At 56.3% G+C, this 26,848-nt stretch carries 23 protein-coding genes and 1 pseudogene; 17 read left to right on the top strand and 7 right to left on the bottom strand.

Features of this window, described 5'->3' with window-relative positions:
- Positions 1-108 precede the first annotated feature (108 nt).
- From GO988_RS21275 to GO988_RS24500, 9 genes and pseudogenes are all read left to right on the top strand, one after another.
- On the top strand, positions 109-2,886 hold the full coding sequence (locus GO988_RS21275) for a substrate-binding domain-containing protein (RefSeq protein WP_157569413.1): 2,778 nt from the start codon (positions 109-111) through the stop codon (positions 2,884-2,886).
- A gap of 317 nt (positions 2,887-3,203) precedes the next feature.
- Positions 3,204-6,407, top strand: coding sequence for a SusC/RagA family TonB-linked outer membrane protein (locus GO988_RS21280; protein ID WP_157569415.1), 3,204 nt, complete (start codon positions 3,204-3,206; stop codon positions 6,405-6,407).
- 22 nt (positions 6,408-6,429) lie between these two features.
- A complete protein-coding gene (locus tag GO988_RS21285; RefSeq protein WP_157569418.1) occupies positions 6,430-8,151 on the top strand; it encodes a RagB/SusD family nutrient uptake outer membrane protein in 1,722 nt (573 codons plus the stop codon).
- Between the two features lie 83 nt (positions 8,152-8,234).
- On the top strand, positions 8,235-9,560 hold the full coding sequence (locus tag GO988_RS21290) for a sugar porter family MFS transporter (protein ID WP_157569420.1): 1,326 nt from the start codon (positions 8,235-8,237) through the stop codon (positions 9,558-9,560).
- A gap of 32 nt (positions 9,561-9,592) precedes the next feature.
- A complete protein-coding gene (locus GO988_RS21295) occupies positions 9,593-10,483 on the top strand; it encodes a carbohydrate kinase family protein (protein ID WP_157569423.1) in 891 nt (296 codons plus the stop codon).
- 25 nt (positions 10,484-10,508) lie between these two features.
- Positions 10,509-12,020 carry a glycoside hydrolase family 32 protein gene (locus GO988_RS21300; RefSeq protein ID WP_157569425.1) on the top strand — a complete coding sequence of 504 codons (1,512 nt, stop codon included), beginning with the start codon at positions 10,509-10,511 and terminating at the stop codon, positions 12,018-12,020.
- 171 nt (positions 12,021-12,191) lie between these two features.
- On the top strand, positions 12,192-13,841 hold the full coding sequence (locus GO988_RS21305; RefSeq protein ID WP_157569427.1) for a glycoside hydrolase family 32 protein: 1,650 nt from the start codon (positions 12,192-12,194) through the stop codon (positions 13,839-13,841).
- A gap of 344 nt (positions 13,842-14,185) precedes the next feature.
- Positions 14,186-14,392 carry a hypothetical protein gene (locus GO988_RS21310; RefSeq protein WP_157569429.1) on the top strand — a complete coding sequence of 69 codons (207 nt, stop codon included), beginning with the start codon at positions 14,186-14,188 and terminating at the stop codon, positions 14,390-14,392.
- A gap of 15 nt (positions 14,393-14,407) precedes the next feature.
- Positions 14,408-14,566: pseudogene (locus tag GO988_RS24500) on the top strand (hypothetical protein); the annotation flags it as partial.
- A 199-nt stretch (positions 14,567-14,765) separates the two neighbouring features.
- On the opposite strand, the gene GO988_RS21320 reads toward GO988_RS24500, so the two are convergent.
- The 3 genes from GO988_RS21320 to GO988_RS21330 all read right to left on the bottom strand — a co-directional run bounded on the left by GO988_RS21320 (position 14,766) and on the right by GO988_RS21330 (position 17,482).
- Positions 14,766-15,962, bottom strand: coding sequence for a replication initiation protein (locus GO988_RS21320; protein WP_157569434.1), 1,197 nt, complete (start codon positions 15,960-15,962; stop codon positions 14,766-14,768).
- 330 nt (positions 15,963-16,292) lie between these two features.
- A complete protein-coding gene (locus GO988_RS21325) occupies positions 16,293-16,724 on the bottom strand; it encodes a hypothetical protein (RefSeq protein ID WP_157569437.1) in 432 nt (143 codons plus the stop codon).
- Positions 16,721-17,482: a ParA family protein gene (locus GO988_RS21330; protein ID WP_157569439.1), complete on the bottom strand. Its 762-nt coding sequence runs from the start codon at positions 17,480-17,482 to the stop codon at positions 16,721-16,723. The genes GO988_RS21325 and GO988_RS21330 overlap by 4 nt, the downstream gene beginning before the upstream one ends.
- Before the next feature lie 1,415 nt (positions 17,483-18,897).
- Here GO988_RS21330 and GO988_RS21335 point away from each other — a divergent pair.
- The 6 genes from GO988_RS21335 (at position 18,898) to GO988_RS24300 (ending at position 21,877) form a co-directional block, all read left to right on the top strand.
- A complete protein-coding gene (locus GO988_RS21335) occupies positions 18,898-19,401 on the top strand; it encodes a Crp/Fnr family transcriptional regulator (protein WP_232341634.1) in 504 nt (167 codons plus the stop codon).
- 161 nt (positions 19,402-19,562) lie between these two features.
- Positions 19,563-19,997 carry a DUF4267 domain-containing protein gene (locus GO988_RS21340; protein WP_157569441.1) on the top strand — a complete coding sequence of 145 codons (435 nt, stop codon included), beginning with the start codon at positions 19,563-19,565 and terminating at the stop codon, positions 19,995-19,997.
- Entirely contained in the window at positions 19,994-20,473 is a 480-nt protein-coding gene (locus GO988_RS21345) for a DUF1772 domain-containing protein (protein ID WP_157569443.1), read from the top strand. The genes GO988_RS21340 and GO988_RS21345 overlap by 4 nt, the downstream gene beginning before the upstream one ends.
- Before the next feature lie 173 nt (positions 20,474-20,646).
- Positions 20,647-21,153 carry a cupin domain-containing protein gene (locus tag GO988_RS21350; protein WP_157569446.1) on the top strand — a complete coding sequence of 169 codons (507 nt, stop codon included), beginning with the start codon at positions 20,647-20,649 and terminating at the stop codon, positions 21,151-21,153.
- A 110-nt stretch (positions 21,154-21,263) separates the two neighbouring features.
- A complete protein-coding gene (locus GO988_RS24505) occupies positions 21,264-21,410 on the top strand; it encodes an SDR family NAD(P)-dependent oxidoreductase (RefSeq protein ID WP_198172985.1) in 147 nt (48 codons plus the stop codon).
- The gene (locus tag GO988_RS24300) at positions 21,350-21,877 is read left to right on the top strand and encodes an SDR family NAD(P)-dependent oxidoreductase (protein ID WP_262885713.1); all 528 of its coding nucleotides are present in this window, start codon (positions 21,350-21,352) and stop codon (positions 21,875-21,877) included. Before GO988_RS24505 ends, GO988_RS24300 begins: the two co-directional genes overlap by 61 nt.
- A 115-nt stretch (positions 21,878-21,992) precedes the next feature.
- Here the strand turns inward: GO988_RS24300 and GO988_RS21360 are convergent, their stop codons facing one another.
- Positions 21,993-22,313: a hypothetical protein gene (locus tag GO988_RS21360; RefSeq protein ID WP_157569451.1), complete on the bottom strand. Its 321-nt coding sequence runs from the start codon at positions 22,311-22,313 to the stop codon at positions 21,993-21,995.
- Positions 22,314-22,498: 185 nt separating this feature from the next.
- Here GO988_RS21360 and GO988_RS21365 point away from each other — a divergent pair, with 185 nt between their 5' ends.
- The gene (locus GO988_RS21365) at positions 22,499-22,759 is read left to right on the top strand and encodes a hypothetical protein (RefSeq protein ID WP_157569453.1); all 261 of its coding nucleotides are present in this window, start codon (positions 22,499-22,501) and stop codon (positions 22,757-22,759) included.
- A 262-nt stretch (positions 22,760-23,021) separates the two neighbouring features.
- Here the strand turns inward: GO988_RS21365 and GO988_RS21370 are convergent, their stop codons facing one another.
- Both GO988_RS21370 and GO988_RS21375 read right to left on the bottom strand, forming a co-directional pair.
- A complete protein-coding gene (locus GO988_RS21370; RefSeq protein WP_198172987.1) occupies positions 23,022-23,537 on the bottom strand; it encodes a GNAT family N-acetyltransferase in 516 nt (171 codons plus the stop codon).
- Between the two features lie 73 nt (positions 23,538-23,610).
- Complete coding sequence (locus GO988_RS21375) at positions 23,611-24,096, bottom strand: SMI1/KNR4 family protein (RefSeq protein WP_157569458.1); 486 nt, start codon at positions 24,094-24,096, stop codon at positions 23,611-23,613.
- 971 nt (positions 24,097-25,067) lie between these two features.
- On the opposite strand from GO988_RS21375, the gene GO988_RS21380 reads away from it, so the two are divergent.
- A complete protein-coding gene (locus GO988_RS21380) occupies positions 25,068-26,177 on the top strand; it encodes a Fic family protein (protein WP_317164948.1) in 1,110 nt (369 codons plus the stop codon).
- On the opposite strand, the gene GO988_RS21385 is transcribed toward GO988_RS21380, so the two are convergent.
- Entirely contained in the window at positions 26,174-26,737 is a 564-nt protein-coding gene (locus GO988_RS21385) for a recombinase family protein (protein ID WP_157569463.1), read from the bottom strand. The genes GO988_RS21380 and GO988_RS21385 overlap by 4 nt on opposite strands.
- Between the last annotated feature and the right edge of the window lie 111 nt (positions 26,738-26,848).

The raw sequence follows: 26,848 nt of genomic DNA on the forward strand, positions 1-26,848 counted from the left end.
CCAATTAGCTTGCTTACTTTAGCAAGGCTGCGCGACTGCTAAGCTAGTGACAGCTTGCGGCGCCACACGACTGCGTTGCCTTCCATTCCCACCCATATTGTCTTAACTGTGAGTGCCCTGCGAGCGCGACTCTGCTCTGCGGCCCAGGTGCTTGGGCTGCTGTGTTGGCTGCTGCTAGGCGGCTGCGCGGCGCCGAGCCGGCCGGTATACCGCATCGGGTTTTCGCAGTGCACCAACGGCGATGCCTGGCGCCTGGCCATGCTTGCGGGCATGCAGAAGGAACTGAGCTTTTACCCGCAGGTGAGCTTTCGCATGAAGGATGCGCGTGACAACAGCGCCTTGCAGCAGCAGCACATCCAGGAGTTTTTGAAGGAGGGCATCGACCTGCTGATTGTATCGGCCAACGAGGCCGGGCCGGTGACGCCCATTGTAGAGGAGGTGTACAACCGGGGCATCCCGGTAGTAATACTGGACCGGCGTACTACTTCCCAACTTTACACCGCTTACGTAGGCGGTAATAACCGCGAAGTAGGCCAAACGGCCGGTAACTATGCTAGTAGCCTGCTGCACCAGAACGGCAACGTGCTGGAGATACTAGGTACGGCGGGCTCCTCACCGGCGGTGGACCGGCATCTAGGATTTGTGCAGGCCCTGGCCGCCTACCCCAACCTGCACCTAGCCGCCACGGTCCAGACTGATTGGGAGCGCCCATCGGTATTGCGCCAGCTGCCGGCCGTGCTGCGTGCCCACCCCGAGGTAGACCTGATTTTTGCCCACAACGACCGCATGGCACTGGGCGCCTACCAAGTATGCCACCAACTAGGCCTGAGCCAGCGCGTGCGCGTGATGGGCGTTGATGGCTTGCCGGGCGCGCTGGGTGGCTTGCAATTGGTGCAGGACAAAATACTGGCCGCCACCCTCTTGTACTCGCCGGGCGGCGACGAGGCGATTCGTACCGCCATGAAGATTTTGCTGAAGCAGCCATTCAGCAAGGAAAATACCTTGGGCACGATGGTCATCGACTCGACCAACGTGCTGACGACCAAGATGCAGACCGAAAAGCTCGCCAGCCAGCAGCAGGACATTGAGCGGCAGCAGCGGCTCTTGCAAGCCCAAACGGCCCTCTACACCAGCCAGCGCATGGCCCTCTATGTAATGGCGCTGGCGCTGCTGGGGGCCATTGCATCGGGCGTTGTCATCTGGCGGGCGCTGCGCCACAATCGCCTCATCACGGGCAAGCTGACGAGCCAAAACCAGGAAATCAGCTCGCAGCGCAACCAGTTGCAGGCCTTGGCCGAGCAAGCTCGCGTGGAAACGGAGGCCAAACTGCGCTTTTTTACCAACTTCTCGCACGAGCTGCGCACGCCGCTCACCCTCATCATGGGGCCGGTAGAGGAACTGCTTACTAATGGGGCCGACCTGTCGGCTGGCCAGCGCCACGACCTGAACTTGATGCGCCGCAACACGCAGCGGCTTCTGCAGCTGGTGAATCAGCTGCTTGACTTTCGCAAAATCGACGTGGGTAAAATGCCCGTGCGCGCCACCGAGGGCAACTTGGTTGCTTTCGTGCGCGAAATCATGGATGTGTTTGAGAAGCCGGCCCGGCAGCGAGGAATTCGGCTGCGGTTTTTGCCGGCCGAGCCAACTATTACGCTCTGGTTCGACATCAATATCTTGGACAAGGTATTATTCAACCTACTATCAAATGCGCTGAAATTCACTCCTGAGCACGGCCAAATTACCGTTAGTATTCAGCTAGTGTCCGCCGAGCAGCGCGTGCGCATCAGCGTCGAAGACACGGGCCGTGGCATTAGCCTACACGACCAGACGCACATCTTCGAGTGGTTTTACCAAGGGCAGCAGGGTGCGTCCAATGGCTCAGGTATGGGATTGGCTTTGGCCTTGGGCCTTACGCGATTGCACCTAGGCGAGCTCACGTTTACGAGCCTGCCCGGCCAGGGTAGCACGTTCGTCGTGACCTTGCCCACCGTACTACCCGCCGCACTACACAGCACGGCCGCAGTGCTGCCCACTGCCGCGCTAGCCCTAGCTGAGGAAATAGAAGACTTACCAATCGACTCGGCCGACACCCTAGGCGCGCTGGGCAGTCCCGAAAACGAGGCGCTGGTGCTGGTTATTGAGGACAATCCAGAAGTCAATGCCTTTCTGGTGCAAAAGCTGCGCACTCATTTTCGGGTGCAAACGGCGGCCGATGGCGTGGTGGGGCTGCGCCTGGCGACCGAGCTTATCCCAGACCTCATCGTGTGCGATGTGATGTTACCCGAGGTAAGCGGCCTGCAAGTGGTGGCCCGGCTTAAGGGCGACTGGCGTACCTCGCATATTCCGGTGGTACTGCTCACGGCCCGCCACGCGCCCGAGCAGCAAGTAGAGGGCGTGCAGGCTGGCGCCGACCTTTATCTTACCAAGCCCTTCAACCCCACCTTTTTGCTCGAAAACCTGCGCACGCTGCTCCACAACCGCGAGCGTCAGCGCGAGCACTTCCGCCGCGAGCTATCTGTGGATACGGCCACCGTAGCGCCGCTACGCGTAGACCAAAAGTTTCTATCCGACCTGCTGGCCATTGTGGAGGCCAACCTCGACAATTCGAGCCTGAGTGTGGAGGACGTGGCCGCGCGCCTAGGTATCTCGCGGGTGCAGCTTTACCGCAAGGTGAAGGCCGTACTGGGCACCAGCGTCACCGACTTTATCCAGGGCATCCGGCTCACCAAAGCCCGCCAGCAGCTGCTCGATACTGAACTCACGATTGCCGAGGTTGGCTACCGGTTGGGCTTCGCATCGCCCTCGTACTTCTCGGCCAGTTTCCGAGCCAAGTACCACATTTCCCCCTCCGAGTTTCGGGCGCTACACACCACCCCAAACGCGTGAATCAAAAGTGATAGGGTGGTAACATGCGTGCTAGCTGAACAGCCAGCGAAGAACTGCATTTAGTAATAAGTATCTGATTAATAGGGATGTAAATTATCCGTTCAGCATGAACGAATTGTGATAGTATTTGCAAGGATTGTGATAGGAGATGGGGCTAGCCGGCCCGCACCTTTGGCTTAACAACCAGCTGGACTTGTTTTCCGCGTAGCGCTACCCTACCCGTGTAGGAGCGACCTACGGTCAGAAATAGTGGGCGCTTTGCCGCCCAGTCAGCCGCTGGTTTGCTGCCATAGTTCCCACCCCTATTCCTTCTTCCTATGCGACCAAGTGTACTGCTAGCGCACCGCTTTTTGGTGCCCACGCTGCTAGCCACCGGGCCCCTGCTGGCCAGTGCCCGGCCCACCGATGCTGACCTTGCGTTGAGCGGGTTGCGCGTGTCGGCGACCTTCCGCAAGGCGCCTCCTACCCCCGGGGTATTGGCCGACGTTCGCGTCAACGGCCAAGTAAATGATGAAAAAGGCCAAGGCCTACCTGGCGTAACGGTGCTAGTGCAGGGCACGAGCAACGGCGTCACGACGGACGCCGAGGGCAAGTTTACTCTCATGGCCGATGATAAAGCCACGCTGGTCGTTTCCTCCGTGGGTTACATCACGCAGCAGGTGGCCATCGCGGGCCGCACCACCATCGCCATTGCCCTCGTGCCCTCGGCCCAAGACCTCGACGAGGTAGTAGTGACGGGCTACCAAACTCAGCGCAAGGCCGACCTGACCGGCGCCGTATCGGTGGTGAAGGTGAGCGAAATTCAGGAAATGACCTCGCAAAACGTGGCCAACAACCTGCAAGGGCGGGTACCGGGCGTGCAGATTACCAGCGATGGCTCGCCGACCGGCAACGCGACCGTGCGCATTCGTGGCTACGGCACGCTGCTCTCCGGCAATAATGACCCGCTCTACGTCATCGACGGCATTCCGACCAAGGACGGTATCAACCAAATCAACCAGAACGACATCGAGAATATTCAGGTGCTGAAAGACGCGTCAGCAGCCAGTATTTATGGCTCTCGGGCCGGCAACGGGGTCATTATCATTACCACCAAGAAGGCGAAGAAAGGGGTAACGCAAGTCAACTTTTCCACCTTCTTCACCCTCCAGACGCCGGGCGCGCACCTCAAGACGCTCAATGCTGCGGACTATGGCCGGGTGTATTGGCAGGGAGCCGTCAATGACGGCAATACCCCCAATTTGCCGTATTACAGCTTCCAGTCGCACCTAGGGCCTGATGGCCGGCCGGTGCTTGACCAAGTCGTGATTCCGGAGTTCATCGACGCGGGCAAAACCCAGCGCTCGGCCGACACCGACTGGTTTAAGGAAACGCAGCAAAACGCTTTTATTCAGTCGTATAACCTGAACGTGAGCAATGGCGGCGAGCACGGCGGCGTGCTCTTTTCGCTGAACTATTACGACAACACCGGCACGCTGAAGTACACGGGTGCCAACCGCATGACGGCTCGCCTCAACTCCGACTACGGCTTGTTTGGCGACAAGCTCAAAATTGGCGAAAACCTTACCCTCGTGAAGTCGCAGCAGACGGAGTTTGACCTCAACCTCGTGCGCGACCGCAGCAGCCAGTTGCTCAGCATCGTGCCGGTACACACGGTGGATGGGGTAGGCTGGGGCGGCCCGGTAGCTGGCATGAGCGACCGAGACAACCCGCTGCGCTTGCTCACCGACAACCAGCAAAACCGCTCGAACACCGGGCGCGCCTTCGGCAATGCCTTTGCTGACCTAGAGGTCATCAAAGGCCTGCACCTACGCACGAGCATCGGCGTCGATTACAGCATTTTCAAGTTTACTAACCTTTACAAAACGTACACGGCGGGCTTTCTGTCGAATGCCAATAATCAGGTTACTAACACCAATCGCTTTTTTGGCAACTGGGTGTGGCAGAATACTTTAAATTACCACCTGGACCTAGGCCAAAGCAAGCACCAACTCGACTTCCTGGCCGGCGCCGAGCGCATCAGCTACCACTTCGACGAAACGACGGCTTCTCGCACCAATTTCGCCAGCGAGGACCCCAACTACATCATCCTCGACGCCGGTACGGCCAACGTCAGCAACAGCGGCGTGGCTTCGGGCTACCGCTTGGCGTCGTACTTCGCCAAAGTCAACTACTCCTTTGCCGACCGCTACCTGCTCTCGGCCACGCTGCGCCGCGACGGTTCCTCACGCTTTGGGGTCGACAACCAGTTTGGCTTGTTTCCAGCCGTGTCGGGCGGCTGGCGCCTGAGTGAAGAAGCCTTTTTAAAGGACAATGTGAAAGCCATTTCGGACCTGAAGCTGCGCGCCGGCTGGGGCCAGACGGGCAACCAGGACATTGCCAACTACGCCTCGCGGGGCCTCTACCAGTCGGTGCTCGGCATTGCTGACCCCAACTTCACCTACGATGTGGGTACGGCTTACGACATCTACGGCAACGACGCCAACCTGCCCTCGGGCTACCGGCGCGTGCAGCAAGCCAACCCCAACCTGAAGTGGGAAACGGCTACGCAAACCGATGTGGGCGCTGACTTCGGCTTATTTGACAATAAGATTACGGGCTCAGTGGACTACTACGTGAAGAACACCAAGGACATCTTGGTCAACCTGCCCTACCTAGGCGTAGTGGGCGAAGGCGGCGACAAATTTGTGAACGGCGCTTCGGTGCAGAACAAGGGCTGGGAATTTTTACTCAGCTACCAGAATCGACTGGCCAATGGCTTGACCTACAACATTTCGGGCAACCTTTCTACGTACCGCAACACGCTCACCTTTCTACCAGACGAGGTTATTAACGCCTACGGCGGCAACGGGCAGGACGTGACGCGCCTGGGTCACTCCGTGAACGCGGTATACGGCTACGTGGCTGATGGCCTCTACCAAACCGCCGCTGAGGCCGCTACTGGGCCTACCCAAACCGGGGCCGGCCCCGGCCGCATTCGCTACAAGGACCTAAATGGCGACGGCAAAATCGACAACTTCGACCAAACGTGGATAACGGAAGCCGTACCGGATTTTAGCTACGGTCTCAATCTAGGGGGTTCCTATAAGGGCTTTGACCTGCAAATCTTCCTGCAAGGCGTGCAGGGCATTTATGCCTTCAACAACTCGAAGTTTCGGACGGATTTCGCCTTCGTGCAGGGCGAAAACCTGGGTAGCCGCACCCTGGATGCCTGGTCGCCCACCAACACAGGCTCTACCATCCCGGCCCTCACGCTCATCAATACCAACAACGAGGCCCGCTCCTCCTCCTACTTCGTCGAAAACGCCTCTTACCTGAAGCTGCGCAACGTGCAGTTAGGCTACAACCTGCCGACCGCCCTAGTGAGCAAAATCAGGCTGCAAGGCGTGCGCATCTACGTGCAGGGGCAGAACTTATTCACTGTCAAGAGCAAACAGTTTACCGGCCCCGACCCTGAGATAACTATCTACCAGTACCCCATTCCGCACATTTTCACCACCGGCCTCAACGTCTCTTTCTAACGATACGCTAGCGCTATTTCCCATGAAAATCCTCAAATTCTGCGTGCTGGCCGCTTCGCTCCTCACGCTTTCCGTCAGCTGCAACGACCGGGACTTCTTGAGCGTGAGCCCCACCGGCGCCCTCGAAGACAGCCAGCTCAACACGCCCGCAAACATTGAAAAGCAAGTAATTGCAGCCTATTCGCAACTCGGCAACGACGTGTACACGACCCCCTACACCTCGATGTGGCCCTACGGCAACGTGCGCGGCGGCGATGCCTACAAGGGCGGTAACGGCACGGGCGACGTGGACGCGTTTCACTTTTACGAAACCTTCACTTTTAACCGGGTCGATATTGGCAATACCGACCAGCTGTGGTTCCTGCTCTACGTCGGCGTTTCGCGCGCCAACGACGCGCTGCGCCGCCTCAATGCCGTGAGCACGGCCGACATGCCCAACAAGGCCGTGCGCCAGGGGGAAGCTCGCTTTTTGCGGGGCCACTTCTACTTCCTGCTTAAGGAGACGTTTAAGCGCGTGCCGTACATCGACGAAACGCTGGCCACCGACGACTACCCCACCGTATCGAACACCGCCCTCAGCAACGATGCGCTCTGGGGTAAGATTGCCGACGACTTTCGCTTTGCCGTGGCCAACCTGCCCGACACGCAGCCCGAAATCGGGCGGGCCAACAAATCGGCGGCCCAAGCCTACCTGGCCAAAACCCTGCTCTACCAGGCGTATGTGCAAGGTGATAACAATGCCGTAACCAGTGTGGATGCCGGCAAGTTGGCGGAAGTGAATTCGCTGTGCGACGCGGTCATCAGCTCGGGCAAATACTCGCTGCACGCCGACTTTGCCACCAACTTCCTCACCGCCGGCGACAACGGCGTGGAGTCGGTGTTCGCCATTCAGTTTTCGCGCAGCGACGGTACTCCCAAGGGACGCACCGACCGCGGCAATGAGCTGAACTACCCCATGAACCCCGACTACGGCTGCTGCGGCTTTCACCAGCCTAGCCAAAACCTGGTCAACTCTTTCAAGACCGACGCCAACGGCCTCCCTCTGTTCACTACGTTCAACAACAGTGACATCTCGACGGCGGCCGATTTCCTGGCCAATACCGTTGACCCCCGCATCGACCACACGGTGGCCATCTTCGGGCACCCATACAAGTACAGCCCCACGTTCTTGTTTCAAGCTTCGTGGCTGCGCGACCAGGGCACATATGGCAATTACATGTCCATGAAGGAGAGCGTGTTGCCCAGCGACCCTAGCTTTCAGAAAAACCCGCCTTTCATGAGCTCTTCCAAAAACTGGGCGCTCATTCGCTACGCCGACGTGCTGCTGTGGAAGGCCGAAGCTTTGATTGAGTTGAACCGCCCAGCCGAGGCGCTACCCCTCATCAACCAGATTCGGCAACGGGCCCAAAACAGCACGGGCCGGTTGAAAACCAGCGCGGGCACGGCCATTTCAAATTACAAAATTGGCCTCTACCCCGCCGCGGGCTTTACCCAGCAGTACGCTCGCCAAGCTCTGCGCTACGAGCGCCGGATGGAGTTTGCCATGGAAGGTTTCCGCTTCTACGACCTCGTGCGCTGGGGCATTGCGGCTGATTACCTAAATGCCTATTTCAACGTGGAAAAAACGAAGCGCCAGTACCTCACTACGGCCCACTTCACGGCCGGCCGCGACGAGTACATGCCCATTCCACTCAACCAAATCAACTTCAGTAAAGGGCTCTATCAGCAAAATCCGGGGTGGTAACTCACTAGGCACCAGCGGCTGCTTACCTGATTCGCCGGGTAGCCGCTGGCGCCGTGCCGGTTGCTATTCATCTTTATTTCTATATGCTTGTGAAAAACAACGTCTTTTTCTGGTCTATTGTCGTGGCGCTGGGCGGCTTCCTGTTCGGCTTCGATACGGCCGTGATTTCGGGGGCCGAAAAGGCCATCCAGCAGGTGTGGGGCCTGAGTGCTTGGGAGCACGGCTTTACTATCTCTATCGCCCTCATTGGCACGGTGATAGGGGCTATTTTCGGCAGCGTGCCGTCCGACGCGCTGGGCCGCCGCACCACCCTGAGCTGGATTGCCGTGCTGTACCTGGTGTCGGCGCTCGGCGCGGCGCTGTCGCCGGCCTGGGTGCCGTTTATGATGTTCCGGTTTCTGGGCGGGCTGGGGGTAGGGGCCTCGTCGGTTACGGCCCCGCTCTACATCTCAGAAGTGTCGCCGCCCGCGTCGCGGGGGCGCATGGTAGGCATGTTTCAGTTCAACGTGGTATTCGGCATTCTGGCTTCGTATCTGTCTAACTATCTGCTCAGAGACATCGGCCCCGACGCTTGGCGCTGGATGCTGGGCGTGCAAGCAGTGCCGGCCATTGCCTTCTTTCTGCTGTTGTTTCGCATCCCCGAAAGCCCGCGCTGGTTGCTGCGTCGCCAGCGGGTAGACGAGGCCCGCGCCGTGTTTGAGCGTATCGACCCGGCCACGGCCGCCGAAAATGTGCAAACCATCCTGGTATCCAACGCCGCCGAGCAGGGCCCCGGCGAGTCGCTGTGGGCGCCGCAGTACCGGCGGCCGGTGGTGCTGGCCATTTTGTTTGCCATGTTCAACCAGCTGGCGGGTATCAATGCCATCATTTACTACGCGCCGCGCGTTTTTGAAATGACGGGCCTCGGCCAGGGCGCGGCGCTGCTTTCGTCGGCGGGGGTAGGGATGGTTAACTTTATCTTCACGCTGCTAGGGGTCAATATCATCGACCGATTTGGGCGGCGCAAGCTCATGCTGGTGGGCTCGGTGGGGCTCATCGTCACGCTGGCGTTGGTGGCGCGGGCGTTCTACCTGCAGCAATTCGGGGGGTTGCTGGTGCCGCTGCTGCTGTTTGGCTACATCGCCTTTTTTGCCTTCTCGCAGGGCGCGGTTATCTGGGTGTTTATCTCCGAAATTTTCCCGAGCGCCGTGCGGGCCAAGGGGCAAGCCCTAGGGTCTAGTACGCACTGGGTAATGGCGGTCATTATCACCTTCACCTTCCCCTATTTCACCGAGAAGCTGGGCGGTGGCAACTCGTTTGCTTTTTTCGCCGCCATGATGGTGCTACAGCTGCTGTACGTGCTCAAGATGATGCCCGAAACCAAGGGCACCACCCTCGAAGCCGCCGATAAGGCGCTGGTACTGCATTGAGGTGCTTGTCATTCATTATTTCATAACTCCTTATGAACAACGTCGTTTGCTTTGGCGAAATTCTTTGGGACGTGCTACCTAGCGGCAAGCAGCCCGGTGGCGCGCCCTTCAACGTGGCCGTGCAGCTGCACCAGTTGGGCCAACCCGCCCAGCTCATCAGTCGGGTGGGCCGCGACGACCTAGGTACCGAGTTGCTCGATTTTCTGCACGAGCGGGGCTTAGGTACCGACTACGTGCAGCGCGGCGAAACGCACCTGACGGGGGTGGTAAAGGCCAACGTAGGCGACCGCAACGAGGTCGTGTATAAGATAGTGCAGCCCGTGGCTTGGGACTATATTCAGTACAGCGAAGCCCTAACTCAGCTCGTCGCCGACGCGGAAATGCTCGTGTTTGGCAGCCTCGCTGCCCGCACCCCCGCCACCCGCGAAACCCTGTACCGGCTGCTGCCCCACGCCAGGTTTCGGGTATTCGACGTGAATATGCGCGCCCCGCACTACTCGCGCCAGGTGGTGCAGTACTTATTGCAGCACGCCGACCTGGTGAAAGTAAACGAGCACGAGCTAGCCGAAATATTAGGTTGGTTTGGCAAAGTGATTGAGGACGAAGCCGCCCTGCCGTGGCTGGCCCAGCGCTACAACCTGCAAGCCGCCTGCGTGACGCTGGGCGCCGATGGGGCCTTGCTCTGGAAGGATGGCCAGCTTTACCGCAGCGCCGGCATTCCAGTGGAGGTAACGGACACGATTGGCAGCGGCGATGCTTTCCTGGCGGCGCTGCTCACGGCCTGGCTGGCGGGCCAGCCCCCGCAGCAGTGCCTGAACCTGGCCTGCGCCACCGGGGCGCTCGTGGCTACCTACCAGGGGGCCACCCCAACCATTGGGCCCGCCGACGTGGCAGCGCTTCGTCAACAATCCATTCCTAGCTGATTCCCCGGCTTCCTCTTCCCCACCCATGAAAAAAGCTTGCTTGCTGCCGATCAGCTTCTTTTTGACCGCCTTAGTCCACGCCCAGACTGCGTCCGTGCCACCGGCCACGCCCCAGTACCGCCCGGCCTACCACTTCACACCCGCTGCCCACTGGATGAACGACCCCAACGGCATGGTGTACTATCAAGGCACCTACCACCTGTTTTTTCAGTACTTCCCCGGCGGAATGACGTGGGGACCCATGCACTGGGGCCACGCCACCACGACCGACCTAGTCAGCTGGCAGGAGCAGCCCATTGCGCTGTATTCCGACAGCCTAGGGTACATTTTTTCGGGCTCAGCCGTCATCGACGCCCACAACACGGCGGGCTTTGGCCCGAATGCTATGGTCGCCATTTTCACTCACCACAACCCCAAGGCCGAAAAGGCGGGCCTCACCACGTTTGAAAACCAGAGCTTGGCCTATAGCCTCGACGCGGGCAAAACCTGGACCAAGTACGCCGGCAACCCCGTACTAAAAAACTCTGGCATCAAGGACTTCCGCGACCCGAAGGTGAGCTGGAACGCGGCAGCCAAGAAGTGGGTAATGACGCTGGCCACGCTCGACCACATTACCTTCTACTCCTCACCCAACCTCAAGGACTGGACGAAGGAAAGCGAGTTTGGCCAGAAGCTAGGCGCGCACGGCGGCGTGTGGGAGTGCCCCGACCTATTTCCGCTAATGCTAGGTGGCCAAACGTACTACGTGCTGATTGTCAACGTTAACCCCGGCGGCCCCAACGGCGGCTCGGCCACGCAGTACTTCGTGGGCAACTTCGACGGACACGCCTTTACCCCGCTCAATGAGCAAACCAAATGGGCGGACTTTGGTCCCGATGAGTACGCCGGTGTGACGTGGGACAACACCAGCACGCGGCGTCTATTCCTGGGCTGGATGAGCAACTGGGAATACGCCAACCAGGCACCCACTTCGCCCTGGCGCAGCGCCACAACCGTGCCCCGCGAGCTGGCCTTGCAGCGGATAGGAGCCGAAATCTACCTGGCCTCGCAGCCGGCCAAAGAGGTGAGTAAGCTCTTCCCGAAACCGACCACCCTAGGCGCTTTCAACGTGGGCAACACCTATGACCTGAGCGCCAAGCTCAAAAATACGGGCGATAAGTACGAGCTGAAACTAACCACCCGCCAGTTGGCTAGTTTCTCGCTAGTCGTGTCGAATAGTAAGGGTGAGGAACTGATGATTGGCTACGACAAGGCCGCAAACAACTACTTCATTGACCGCCGCAAGGCTGGTCTCACGAATTTCAGTCCCATGTTCGCGGGGCGGCACACGGCGCCGCGCCTGGCCACCGTGCCCGCAGCCGATATGCGGCTGCTCTTCGACGCTACTTCGGTGGAAGTATTCGCCGACCACGGCCTAACGGTAATGACCGAGCTGTTCTTCCCCACCGCGCCCCTGACCAAGCTTACACTCAAAGCTACAGATGGCTTGACGCTCCAAGAGTTGACTTACTCAAAAGTAACTGTGGCAACCAAATAGCTCTGGCTCTTTAAATGATTAGGTCATGCCGGGCCCGCAGTTCAATTACGCTTCTTAGCGGCCTTTTAAACAGATTTGGGCGCTAGTAGGTCAGTTGTAGAGCCCCGGCTTTGTGACCACGATCCACTGCAGCGCCCTTAAATACCCAAAACTTTAATACGGTTAGCCGCAATGAGCACCCAACTAAAAATAAGTATTATCGCCTTTTTAGTGTTGGCTTGGTCAGCGCCGGCATGGGCTGGTGATATCACGCTTAAAATCACAAAACGGTATCTCAACCTTCCAGTATCCCAAGCACAAGCTAGAGGGACCATGCGGTTTGAAGTGGCGGGTAAACAGGAGCGGTCTTTCAAAATACGTCTTGCTGCGGCTGAACCCCAATACTGGGTGTTTTGCGATATGACCCCGTTAAAAGGGAAAACTATTCACATCACGTATGATGGTGAATCCATTGGTCTGAGCAAGATTTATCAGGACGATAAAATCGCTGGGCAGGATTCTCTATATAAAGAGAAAAATAGACCGCAGTTTCATTTCACTTCCCGCCGAGGATGGATTAATGACCCAAATGGCCTAATCTTTTACGAGGGAGAATACCATCTTTTTTATCAACATAATCCCTACGAAAAGGAATGGGAGAATATGTCGTGGGGGCACGCTGTTAGCAAGGATATGCTGCACTGGAATGAACTGCCAACGGCCTTAAGTCCGGATAAAATGGGCACAATGTTTTCAGGTTCAACAGTAATTGATTACGATAACACCGCCGGGTTTAATAAGGGTAATACGCCCGCCATGATTGCAACCTATACCGTCTTCAGTGAGGAAAAGCAAGTGCAATGTATGGCCTATAGCTTAGATAAAGGCCGTACTTGGACAAAATACAGTAAAAATCCACTCATTGACTCTAAAGCTAAATGGAATAGCAGCGATACTAGGGACCCGCGGGTATTCTGGTATAAGCCTGGCAACCATTGGGTATTGGTATTGAATGAGCGGGATGGCCATTCCATTTACAATTCAAAAAACTTGAAAGACTGGACGTTTAAAAGCCACGTAACCAGTTTTTGGGAATGCCCCGATTTGTTTGAGTTACCGATAGACGGAAATAAAAGCAAAACAAAATGGGTAATGTACGGGGCATCGGCTACGTACATGGTCGGCTCGTTTGACGGGGAAGCTTTCACGCCTGAATCGGGCAAACACCAATTTGTTACGGGAACAATTTATGCTGCTCAAACCATCGCTAACGTGCCCGAAGCCGATGGCAGACGGATACAAATTGGCTGGGGTAGAGTGAGCCACCCGGGCATGCCGTTCAACGGTATGATGCTCATGCCAACTGAGCTTACCTTAAAAACAACGAAAGAGGGTATTCGGCTACTGAGTGTACCCGTGAAAGAAACCGACCAGCTGTTTACGAAAATTAACCAATGGAACAGTCTCTCGGGAAAAGACGCCGATACGAAGCTGGCAGAATATAACCGAGCCGATTGCCTACGTATTAAAACAACTATTAAGCTTTCGCACGCGACAAGGGCCGGACTTAATCTATTTGGGCAGCACCTTATCGATTATGATTTAAACTCGAATCTACTGAACGGCACTTTCTACTCACCGCAGGATATGACCAGTATGACGATCACGGCTGACATTTACATTGACCGTACCTCTATTGAGGTATTCATTGATGGTGGGGTATATTCCTACTCAATGGAAAGAAAGCCTGATGCGAGGAATACGGAAGGCTTTAAATTCTGGGGTAATACTATTGAGATTAAAGACTTAGAGATATATAACGCAAAGTCTATATGGAATTAAAACCTTAATTATCGGTACTAAGTTGAAAAAAGGGTTTTGTCCTTCTTTACCCGATACACTCCGTGATTTCCTACTGTACCAAGTAGGAAAAAGCTCCAACTTTGAACGCCTCTATCAATTCAGTAACTCACCGACATTCTGCTTCCGAGAACAGGTTGGCCTGCTGATGAATAGCCGTAACCGTCTCGTAGTATAGAATAATTAATTACTTTAGCGTATTAAAAGCTGCTAACCACCCCTTTTGCTCTTTCCTGTCTCCTGACCGGGACTACGTATTCACCACTAAGTCGGGCCGCCAGTTCACCACCAGCGAGCGTGAGAACTACCCCTACTGGAGCAAGCGCTTGGCCAACGCCGCCCAGGACCAACTGCTCATCGAGACGCTGCGTATCCTGCGCATGCAGGCCCTGATGAACTATCCTGGCAAGGGCCACTACATGCGCTACCTGGCCGACCAGCAGACGGAGAAGGGCTTGCTCTTCACTTGCAACCAGCAACAGGCTGAGGAGCAGGCGGCCCACACGTACCACTCCAAAAACAAGCACAGCTAAACCAATCTAGACAAGTTCAACACTGGTGTCATCCAGCGCCTGGCCTGCGTGGCCCAGCTCTCGGAGGGCATCAGTATCCCCAACCTGCGGGTAGGCATCATCTGGCACGCTTTCGGCAACGAACGCAAGGCCGCCCAGCGCATCGGCTGGCTGCTGCGCCTTAATCCCGACTAGACGGCCACGGTGCACCTGCTCATGTACCAAAACACGGTCGATGAGTTGCTGTAATCTGGCCGCTGCGAAGAAAAAGCTATCGGAATCAGTAGAAGATTGAGGTTTTGCAAGTAAGTGATGATGTGCAACTGGGTCTTTTTAATGGTAGTGCTTCGGTTGCCTTAGCTGAGTAGCTTATTAGACAATCAACTCATTCTAACTATTTTTTAATCAACCACTCCTCGCCAGCGCGCAGTTCGACAACGAAGCCATCGGCTAAGTACACTTGTTCGATATGCTGCGCGAAGGTTTCTCCTTGACGTCTGTTTTTCAAAAAGGGGCCGGGGTTGTCGTAGATATCTCTGACTTCACTCATGCTAAAGGCTATCTCCGGCTCTGCAACTACTGATGCTAGTAGAAGCTTTTTCTTAGGCTCGGCTTGTTTTTGGCTTTCCAGATACTCTTCGAGTAAGTATTTTTCTATTAGGGCCTTGTAAATAGCGCCGGCCAGTTTTTTAACCTTGCCCAGGCTGTGCTGCCGCTGAATCCGCGTTAAGACGAAGTCCACGTACCCTAGGTCGTACTCACCTATTTCCAGCTGCCGAGCAATCTGGGTAATGCTGCGTTTGCTCACTCCGACCTGTTGCAGAGAGGTACCCCAATCCGCTGGGTTGTCATCGGGAGCATTATTTTCGGCGGTCAACGTCTTTTTTGTTGCACCCTCCGTTAGATGCAGCAAGAACTTGATACGCTTTACTACCTGGCTTTCTCTTTCCAATTCGAACGTGAAGGGCAGGTCAGTACCAGCTAGTTCATCTTGGGCTTTGTCGAGTACTCGCGCCTTGAGAGAACTAAACCGGGGGTACTCGTGCTCAGCGATGTTGAGCACGAAGCGTAGTTGATCAACGCTCATCGTACGCCGCCCAAAATCAGCATATTCCTTTAGGAGCCAGTAGATACGTAGTGAATAGGGACTTTTGAGTTTACGTAGCTGCGCTAGGGCCGCGGTCGTAAAGTTGCCACTCTGCCGCAGTTGCAGCAGGTAGGGCATGATGAGTGGATTGAAGATTGCCAGTACCCCGCCCAAATCTCCTCGGTACTCGGCCTTGGACATGAGGGGCAAGTACTGGTAATTAGGTTTTTTACGCCGCCGCCGGGTTCCATCCTCCAGGTCCTCGATGTATAGGGTGAATTGGGTTAGCTTCTCGCACATCTCATCCACTTGCTCGTAGGCCGACCCGCCGCGACGGTCAAACACCAGTTCGCTGACCGGCACGAAGTGCTCCTTGAAGTCTGCGTCCTCAAATTCGATGCGAGCCAGCAGTGCTAGGAACAGGCGCATCTGCAAAGGCAGAAAGCTAAACCGTGCGTTAATTAGTGCATTGTGCTGGGCGACAATCTTATCAGGTTCTTCCATGCTTAACGTCTTTTTTGTTGCACCCACGTCTTTTCTGTTGCACCCTAATGATTAGTCAACGTCTTTTTTGTTGCAGCTTAACGTCTATTTTGTTGCACCCCTACGTCTTTCTTGTTGCACCCTCACGTCTATTGTGTTGCAGCTGGTCTCTTGATTAATTTGTTAATCAATCAGTTACGCCAGCTGTAATACTATATAATATAAGTAATAATAATAAAAAGCTAGCTTTTAAAAGGACGTCTTTTTTGTTGCAACCTAGTTAGTCTTTAGAGTATAAAAAAGTATAAAGCACTAAAAAAAATTGCGCTTTATACTTTTTTATACTTATGTTTATCTGAATTTTGTACGGTTTATCTTCTTCAAAACTGCTGCTAGTTCCTCGTCGGGCAGAGGCTGCTGCGAATTGGGTAACTCGGCCAGGGCAGTTGAGACGACCTTATTCACAAATTTACGAATCTCAAAGCCGGGCTCCCAGAATTCCGCCTGCTTAAGCGCCAGATACACTTGGTCATGCAGGTAAGTACCAAAGGGAATCCAACGGTCCCCAACTATACCTTGCTCTCCCCTACTGCCTGCGCTTACCGGCGGCGTAGTGGCTGAGGGAGCCGGCGGTAAGACTGGTACGATTGGTAAACGAGTACCGTACAGCTTCTGGTCGTTTTCGGCCTGGATGCGTTGCTGCTCTTCGGGTGATAGCGAAGGAGCAAGGGGCTGCTCCCGCAGCAGGGCAGTCAGCGGCGGGCGCTTAGGTTTGCTGTTCATAGACGGGCAAGAATTTCGCGGGTGAGGGCTTCGTAATCGTGAGCTCCGTTGCTGGCCGGGGCCCAGTGGTAAATGCTTTCCTGCTGAATCTGCGCTTCAGCCAAGGAAACGTTTTCACGGATAGTTGTATCGAGCACCAACTGCTCCGCCGCGTAGCGTTCCCCAATCAATTCCACTATCTCGTGGTGCAACCGCCGCCGGTACTTGGGCGAGTACTTTGTGAAGAACAATCCACCTACCTGCAGCTGGGGATTGAAGTGCTCGCTTACTCGGGCGCAGGCGTCAAGCAAGTTCGTTAAGCCGGTGTAGCCGTAGAATTCGGGCTGACACGGGATGAACACCCGGTCACTGGCAACCAGCGCAGCGTAGGTCAGCGCAGAGAGCCGGGGCGGCGTATCGAGCAAACAGTAGTCGAACTGGCTGCGTAAAGGCTCCAGTCCGGTACGTAGGATGTGCTCGTAGCCAAACTGCTGGGCCAGCACCTTCTCCAGAAAGTCTAGCTCAGCGGTAGCCGCAACTAGGCTTAGTTTATCGTTCAAGGGCACCACTACTTCTGATAATGTAGCCTTCTTACTCAGCACCAGGCCAAGGTCGGGATACGTCGCTGGTAAGCGAAGTGACTGCGTGAGATTGCCCTGCGCGTCGCAATCAACTAGCAGGACTCGGTGGCCATCCCGCACGAGTGTTTGGGCCACGTTTAAGGTTGAAGTGGTCTTACCAACTCCTCCCTTGTGGTTAGCAAAGGTGATAATTTTCATAGACAAACAATTGCTTAGCAGTTCGCAATAATACGCACAAAGTAGTAATGAGCTTGCTATGTTTGTTAGGCAATCTCAACTTATTAGATGAGCCAGTATAAAAGAAAAAAATAAGTTTTTATGTAACTTCCTAATGCTCAGGTTCAAATATAAAAAAAAGTCTACTGAGTTTGTTCAGATTACTGAATAAGCATGATAAGTTGTATTACTTACATAAGTTAAGCTTATGCCATCTATGTTATTTGCTTTATAGTAAAACGTTTACTCCTATTCATTACTGATTAGTCCATTGTCAAAGCGCTACACTAGCCAATTCTGTCAGCAAAGACCGGTGCTAACTAATAGTTCTTAAGGCTCTTAATAGCGCAACATCTTGACTTAAAAAAAATGGCTGGCCTGTTTAATACTGTTCCAGTTAACTCATTATGCCTACCTTAATAAGTTTAATTTATTATGTTTATCAAATCCACATTTAAAAGTTTCGTGTAAATTCTATGACATCTATAATGTGGCGTATAGGATAAACCACTCAACTAGCTAGGTAACCAAGATTGAACTTATAATAAGTATAGCAAACTTAATAAGCTAAATAAGTTTGGTAAGCTACAAAACCATCTAAGCTACAAAACCATCTGTAGTGCATCATGCATTCGGATTTGTTGGCGTAGCAGTGGGCAGTAAGGATAGTCCCGTATGAATCTAACCAGAAGTAGCTGCAATTTATCAAGTGGTACTCAAGGAGCTTATTATACTGTGGGGTAAGCAAAGAACTACTCTCCATGTGAATAGATAACTACTATTTTTAGTATCACCATTGGTGTAGAACAATGCGACTAGTCAAGTAAAATTACTTATTTAACTTGTTCTAATTACTTTACTTACTAAAATTATTCAACTTATTATGTGCACTATTCTATCCATAACCTTCAATAAAGTATTACCTTAAGCATTAAACTCTACGCACGGGCTTTTCGGCGTTTGCGCTATATCTGGAACCCTACCTGCGGCAAAACTGGGTGCGCGGGGGCTGTTCGACTTACCGTCAGGGGCTGGCCATAGCTAGTCGGTTCGCTGGCAGCAGCCTCTACGCGAACTGGCGCCTCTACGTGCGCGACTGGCACCTGCGCCACCATCTCGCGCCGGCCGACTAAAATTGGTACTGCCTCTGGCAGGCTGTAGAATTAGAAGCGGTAAGCTGGCCTAGCTAGCAACTCAACCATTTCCAGGTCACGGCTTCTTACTCGGAGAAGCTAGAAGTGGTGCGCGGGTCGCTGGGCCGCTACACGTTGAACTACCAAGTTCGCCAAATCGGTGCGGGAGCCATTTGCTACTTTTGACGCTCTCCTTTTGCTGCCTCGGCATCGCCCACACGCTGCCTGGTAGTAGCTTCTGGGCAGGAGCCAGCTCTTTCATCCATGCACGACTCGCTACTTGTCACCATTCGCCGCTTTATTACCCTGGGCCTGGCCGAGGAAGACCTGCTCCGGCAGTGGTTCGTACCAGAGACTGTGCCCAAGGGCGCCTTCTTCCTGCAGCCGGGGGAGGTGAGCCGCAAAATTGGTTTCGTGCTGCAAGGCGTGTTTCACTATTTTCAAGGCGACGACGGCCAACGGCTGACGTATTACTTCAGCCGCGAGCAGGAGTTTATAGGCGACTACGAGAGCTTCCTCTCGGCCCAACCGGCCACCCACGGCATCCAGGCCCTGGAGGAGGCTTGCCTACTGACCATCTCTGCCGACAACCTCCAGCGGCTGTACCGCGAGGTGCGGCAAGGCGAGCATCTGGGCCGCCTCGTTGCGGAGACCCTGTTCGTGGATTTGTTGCGTCAACTCACTTCCTTCTATAAAGACCCGCCCGCGCAGCGCTATGCCCGCTTCGTGCGCACCTACCCCGACTTAGTACAGCGTATTCCGCAGTAGCAGTACTACATTGCCTCCTACGTCGGGGTCAAGCCGCAGTCGCTGAGCCGGATTCGGAGCCGCGCGGCGGGGTTAGCCGGCGCAGCATTTATGCACCTGGGTGAATAACCGGGAGGGGAGGGCGACCGGACCTTTGTGCCGTACCAATCTTCTCTTCCCCGATGCGTCGCACCCTCTCCCGCAGCCTGAGTCTGCTCCTTGGCCTGGGCATGATATTCATTGGCCTGCGCTTCCTGCTGGCACCGCGCGCGGGAGCCGAAGGCTTTGGCGTGTTTCTGCCCCCGACCGACACGCAATATACTTTCCACTACGCCAAAGGCATCCGCGACGTTTTCTCCGGCCTGCTGCTGGCGCTATTCGCCGACTTGGGCTACGACCGACCCCTGGCCTGGGTGCTGCTACTCGGCACCATAATCCCCTGCGTAGACCTGACCGTCGTGCGGGCCCAGCCCATTGCCTCGCTAGCCCTACAAGTGCCCCATTTGCTGGCAATTGTCCTGCTACTGAGTCTGGCAGCCTCCTTCTTCACCATGCCCCGTCCGGCCACCCTGGCGGGGGCTCAGCGCCCAGAGCCGTTTACCCGACATGCATCATGAGCCTGTCTTGGTCTTCCGGGCTGGGGGCCGTGCCCTTACTCAGCAGCGGCGGCGTGTACGGCGTCGACATCTTCTTTGCGCTCGTCGCCCGCCCGGCCCTGCGGCGGGTTGACGACGCCAGTCTCACGCAGGTGCTGGGCCACCTGCACGCTGTGGCCGATGCCCGCATGCCCCTCTTCGGCGCCACGGCCCTGCTCACGACCGGCGGGCTCTTTTTCGTAGCAGGGGGCTGGCCGACGCTGGCCGGCCGCCTCGCCTTGCTGGCCCCGGTCGGTTTGCTGACGCAGCTGGCCGCGTATGGGCTGGTCGCCCAGCCCGTCAACAAGCGCCAGACTGCCGCGGCAATCCACCGCCACACCCCACCTGATGCCCGCGCGCTGCAAGACCGGTGGGACAGTGTGATTGGTTTGCGGGCCGGGGCTCTTACGCTCGCCGTAGCGGCTTTAATCGGGGTCGCCCTGCACTTGCCCCGGTAAGCTCGCCGTCTTCGTCCCAGCCCAACCACCCCGAAAGCGAGCAAGCTCCGCAGGTCGGCATAGCTAGCTGGTAGTAGGAAAGTAATATTAGCTCCAGTTAGCGGCTGCCGAGCTAGTTGCAAAGGCAGGTCCTCTCGCATTCCCCTTTCTTTTTTCTTCGTTTTTCTCTTTTTATGCGTCCTACTTCCGTTCAAACCCTTGACCCGCAAGATGGCCCCGAGTTATCGGTGATGGGCGACACGTACCGCATCGTGGCTAGCGGGGCCCAGACCGCTGGCGCGTACGCCATTATCGACATGTTGGTGCCGCCCGGTGGTGGACCGGGGCCCCACGCCCACGCACTTATTCAGGAAACCTTCTATGTACTAGCGGGCGAAATAGTAGTCCGGTCGGAAACGCAAACCTACACCGCGCGCCAAGGGGCTGTGGTAGAGATTCCCAAGGGCGGCGCCATCCATAGCTTTCGCAACGAATCGGACACGCTGGCGCATCTGCTGTGCGTGGTCGTACCAGCGGGGTTAGACAATTGCTTTGCCGAAATCGGCCAGCCAGTAGCGGCTGGCCAGTTTTTGCCCAAGCCCGGCCTAAGTCCAGAAGACCTGCAAAAACTCCAGGCCCTAGCCACCCGACGCGGCCAGGAAGTATTTCCGCCGGACTATCTCACCAAAAAGGAGCAATAAGCGGCTCTTGTCTAGCATTAGACTTAACAGCCAGCGAGCTTAAGCTCGCTGGCTGTTAAGTCTTTTACAACAGGGTGGCCAGCTTCGTGTACTCATTGCTTTTATATACGATGGTTACTTCCAGCAAAACGATTCTCATTACCGGTGCTTCCACTTGCATTGGCCTGGCTACCGCCCGCTACTTTGCCCAGCGCGGTTGGCAGGTCGTCGCCACCATGCACACTCCCAGCAAGGCGCCCGTCGATTTGCATACGTAGGCCAATGTGCTGGTGCTGCCGCTCGACGTGCTCGACGTGGCCAGCATTGCGGCCGCCGTGGCGGCTGCGCAACACGCATTCGGCGGCCTGGTGTGCTCTTTAATAATGCGGGCTATGCCCTGGCCGGCGCCTTTCAAGCCATTACCCCCGCGCAGGTGCAGAAGCAGTTTAACACATATGTGTACGGGGTGATGAACGTGACGCGCGCAGTGCTGCCCCAGTTCCGCGAACAGAAGCAGGGACTTATTCTGACCACTACTTCCGTGGGTGGGCACATCGCTTTCCCGCTCTACAACGCCACCAAATTCGCCTTTGAGGACTTTATGGAGAGTGCCCAACCTATTAACCAAGGCAAAAGCCGGCGTGGGTGCAGCGTTCTTGCACCGTGTGGGCCTAGGTGCCGTGCCTGCTTTGGCCTACACGACCGTAGCCTGTTAGAAAACCTGCTGCGTAACCCAACTACCTAGTAAGTACCAACTCAAAATTCGGTAGCGAGGCTTTCTGTTCCTACGCTAGAGAAACTACTTGTGAAAAGAGGTGATACGTGATGCGCCCATGGTAGTGACTCCCGACGTTCCGCTGCTATAGCTGATGGTAGTGCGCCGGCGTTAACAGGTCGCAGGGAGCAAACGACGTGCTATCTAAGCGCCGGGGGGCGGCATACGGTTGGGTGAGCAGGACGCTCGAATCGGGCGGCGCGAAAAAGCGCAGGCGCTGCCCCTGGACTAGGTGGGGGTGGTGCAGTAAATCGGCCAAGAGTACCTCGAATTCGGCCTCCCGCGTGGCGGGGCTATGCAAGCGCACATAAAGTGGGCGTACCTGGGCGAACAGCGGGCGGGCCCACAAGGCCTGGCTGAAAAGCTGATGGTCAGCCAGCAGTTCATTCGTTTGCATGACGGCCATCTACTGCGAGGAGGCTAGCTTGGGCGGCACATGAACGGGTGGGCTGGCGGGGGTGCAGGCAACGGCTAGACTAAGTACCCAGCCAGCGCGAAAAACCGGATTCATCCCGCTAAAATAGGAGTTAAATGGGCGCGGAACCACTCGGGACTAGCCGGAAAACGAGGCAAGCTGCTTTCGTTGAGCTGATGAAAGTCGACGAAGTGATTGAGACGCTCACTACCCGCTTCTCCCTGACTACGCGGCCCAAGTTTAAGCGAAGCGTCCTGCCTTCCGGCTGGGGCTGGTTCTTCGTTCCGGTACCGGGCTACGGCGAACCCTCGGCCTACGGGCCCGTCACCACTCGAGAGCTGGAATGGGTGAAAATCGACCTAATTGTGCTCCAACACGTCGGGCGGCTAGTCCCCCGCGAATTATTAACCACACCTCGGAACTGCTTCACCAACTAGCCCAACACAGCAGCCGAGCGCAACTAATAACCGGTCGCATTCGCATTAGCTTTTCCGCCCCTTACCCTTTAATACCCCTTTGACGTGTTAGACTCCAGCAAAGCAGCGGCCTGCTTTACATAACATTCGTTCTCGGACAGGTTGACTGATTATTAGCTGGTAGGAGCTACTATGAGAAGGGAACGGACTTCAGCTCCCTAAGGCGTCTGTGGAACTGCTCGCTAGCTGGTGGCAAGTTCCTTACCCCTGCCGAAAGGCGTGGCTAGCACCCCACTAGGCCTAGCCGCTGCCAGTCTGCTTTCAATACGGACATGACAATTTTATCGTGAAATACGCCCTGCCGACACGCCGCCTCTCGCAGCCGCCCTTCCACAACGAAGCCTGCTTTGGCATAGGCGCGCAAGCCGCCGGTATTCCCTTCCGACACCGTGAGCATCACCCGATTGAGCTGATGCTCAGTGAAGGCCAGCTGTAGGATTTGCTTGGTCACCGCCGTGCCCAGGCCCTTGCCCCACTGCGTTTTCTCGCCGAGGAAGATAAAGTATTCGCCCGCGTGGTTGGTGGTGGAAATACCCGTGAGCCCCGCATAGCCAATCAAGGCATTGGTCTCGGCTAAGTAGATGCCCAGGTTCAGGGTATGAGCTTGCACTAAGGTGGCGGCAAACCATTGGTCAATCTGCGCCGTGGTCTTCAGCTGCTGGAAAGCCGAGAGCGAATACTCGATGACTTCGGGGTCTTGAAGCCAGGAGTAGAAGGGGGTAACCTGTTCTGGGTGCAAAGGAGCTAGCTTGACCATCGCCTTATGTTGGAGAGTTTACCTGCTTGCGCAGAAGCGGGGGCTAAAAGTGTGTTTAGTCTTCGTCGTCCGGGAGATCGTCGCGGTCAATCAACCCCGCTAGAAAAGCCGGAAAACTGTCCGCTACGGGCACATCCTCGTCCATCTCGGTATCAATCCACGCTACTCGGGGCTCCGAGCCGTGGCGATAATCCAGCGTAATAAACCAGTGGCCATCGCCACTGAGCAGCACTTGCTTCTCTGGTACTCCCCCTTCCTGCGTCAGATAGCCGCTATCAAGGATACTCGTGGCCCCCGTATCGCTGGGAAGCAGCCCAAAAAGTTCGTCGAAGGGTACGTGGGTTGTAGCCCATGAGGTGGGGCGGGTCATGGGGTACACAAAGCCGCGGGTATACCCCCCATTTTGTTGCCGCAGCAGCGCAAGCAAGTCCGCGGGTAAGCGCACGCCTAGTTGCTGCTCAGCTTGCTGGATAAATTCCTGGGTCAAAGCGGGGGGTACCGTCGCCGTTTCGTCCCAAAAGGTGGTCAGGTCCATTGCCATAAGCAGCAAGATAGGCGTTATACCAACCACTCGGCATCAGGTCACAAAGTGGACAGTGGCTTACCGATTACCTAGTACAGTGACTAAAAAGTGTTCACCCAGTCGCTTGTCACCTTTTTTAAACGAGCCTCGTCAAAGGTGACAAACGTCTAGTTCTCGTGTTGAATCTGCCTAGTGCTAATCAAGCCGTTAATTGTGGCTCGCTACCAATCGGTAGTGCCTGGCACCACCGTAATGCGGACATGCATTTTTGCTGTTCCCTGCACCGTATTAAGGCTGTTCTTTTCGCAGGCGCCATACACTGCTGCTGACAGCGTAGCACCCCAAGAGAAAGAGCGCACCCCAGGCAACACCCTCGCTTAGATGGTAAGAGCCGGGGAACAGGAAGACATCGGGATGCGTGGCCAAGTGCTGCAGCTGCAAGGTCTGTCCCGACCGCAAGTGTTCGCAATCCTGCTGACCGACCTTTATCGAGTGCTCCCGACCTTGGAAAGAAAAGTGCACGAATCGCAAGGCGGCCGAGCCATTGCACGCAGTGCGCACAATCTGGACAGCGACTAACGGCCCAGTCCGAGCCACGTCATACTCGGCCTTTTTCCCGGGGAAAACAGCCCCACACAGCCCGAGCAGGAGGAGGCCGCCGATTAAGTTGAATTTAGACAAAGCGGGATTAGAGGCAGAGACGCGAAGTGCAACCGAACGCTGGCTCAACCAAGGTATGGCCTATAGGCTTACCCTACCCCCGGGGGCTAGTCGGAGGGATGCGCTTGCGGCTAAGCGGTCGCTGAGGAACAAATAGAAAGGCAGGGCACTGCTTTCACCCGACGGGGCTAAAAAGCGAGAGGCCCCTTTTCCGAGTTCAGCCAAGTTTTGGGGCTTTGTCACCTTTTTTAAACGGTCCTGCGAAAACGTGACAAGGGGAGATGCGGAGAATAGGGGTTATATTCGCCGCATACTTAGCGGAGATTAATGTGTATACTTATCAGCAGCCTACCTGGCCGGCGTTCACGTGGCAGCACGAGCGCTTAGAACCGCTTTTAGGCGCAGTCCGCCATCAGCAAGGGCGCGTGCTGGGCCACATGGAGGGGCTGGGCTTTTCCCTGCAGGCCGAGGCCCTGCTACAAACACTTACCCTGGAAGCCCTCAAGTCGAGCGAAATTGAGGGCGAGCTCTTGCCCAATGAGCAAGTGCGTTCCTCACTGGCACGCCGCTTGGGCATCGACGTGGCCGGGCTCGTGCCGGCCGAGCGCCGCGTGGAGGGCGTGGTCGACATGCTGCTCGATGCGACCCAGGGCTTTGCCCAACCGCTCACCGCCGAGCGGCTAGGTGCCTGGCAGGCCGCACTGTTTCCCACCGGTCGTAGCGGCTTGCAGCGCATCCAAGTGGGCGCCTGGCGTACGGGCGCCAAAGGTCCCATGCAGGTCGTGTCAGGCGCGCTAGGCCGGGAGCAGGTGCACTTCGAAGCGCCTGAGGCAGCTCACGTGGCTGCAGAAATGACCCAGTTTCTTACGTGGTTCAATACGGATACCCCCCTCGATGCCGTACTCAAAGCCGGCATTGCCCACCTCTGGTTTGTCACCATTCACCCCTTCGAGGATGGCAATGGCCGCGTGGCCCGCGCCCTGACGGAGTTGCAGCTGGCCCGCGCCGATGCCTCGGCCCAACGTTTCTACAGCCTGTCGGCCCAGATGCGCCTCGAGCGCAACGCCTACTATGCTCACTTAGAGGCTGCTCAAAAAGGGGCCCTCGACATCACGGCCTGGTTGGCCTGGTTTGTGGCCTGCCTGAGTCGCGCGCTGCAGGCTACGGAGCAGACGCTAGCCCAGGTGCTGACGAAAGCGCGGTTTTGGGAGCAGCACGCCACCTTCGCCTTCAACGCGCGGCAACAACGGCTGCTTAACCAATTGCTCGACGGCTTCGAGGGCAAGCTGACGTCTTCCAAGTGGGCCACGATTGCTAAATGCTCGCAGGACACGGCCACCCGCGACATCCAGGCCTTACTCGACCAGGCTATCTTGGTCAAAGAAGCGGCCGGCGGACGCAGCACGAGCTATCGGCTGGCGGAAACGAGGGAGCGCTAACCCCCCGCTAGCTCGTGGCGATAGCGTTTAACGCTCGCGCGGCTGATGCCGGTGAGCGTGACAATCTCAGCCACGGACAAGCCTTTGGCCAGTGCCTTGGCCACCTTGGCCAGTTTATCGGTATCGCGCCCCGCGGGCCGGCCCAAGTGCTTGCCCTGCTGCTTGGCCAGGTTGATGCCGGCTAAGCTCTTTTCCCGGTTGTTCTCGCGCTCGTACTGGTTGAAGCTAGAGAAGACGCCAATAATCATCTTGCCTGCCGGGGTGCGGGAGTCGATGCCCAGGTCCAGGGCCCGAAAGTGTACGCCTAGGCGGTTGAACTCCTCCACCAGCTGAATTGTGTGCACCGTGCTGCGGCCCAGTCGCGCCAGCGGGTTGACCACGACCACGTCGCCTGCGCGCACGGCCGCTAGCAGTTCGCTAAGGGCAGCGCTGCTCGTGCGCGTCCCCGACACTTTCTCTTGGAAAATGCGCGCGCAGCCCGCGCGGGTCAGGTCGTCGAGTTGGGTGGCCAGGTTCTGGTCGGTGGCAGAAACGCGGGCGTAGCCGAAAGTATGTTGCATGGCTCAGGAAGTATGGGTCACAAAGCTAACCCGCCCAAACTTTCGGAGCCCACTTCTTGACCCCCTAAAAACAGCCTTTTTTGGTCGGAGAGTAGGGTGGGGGAGGGGGTG

Origin of the sequence: Hymenobacter ginkgonis, from assembly GCF_009755225.1 — a bacterium.
Lineage (GTDB): Bacteria > Bacteroidota > Bacteroidia > Cytophagales > Hymenobacteraceae > Hymenobacter > Hymenobacter ginkgonis.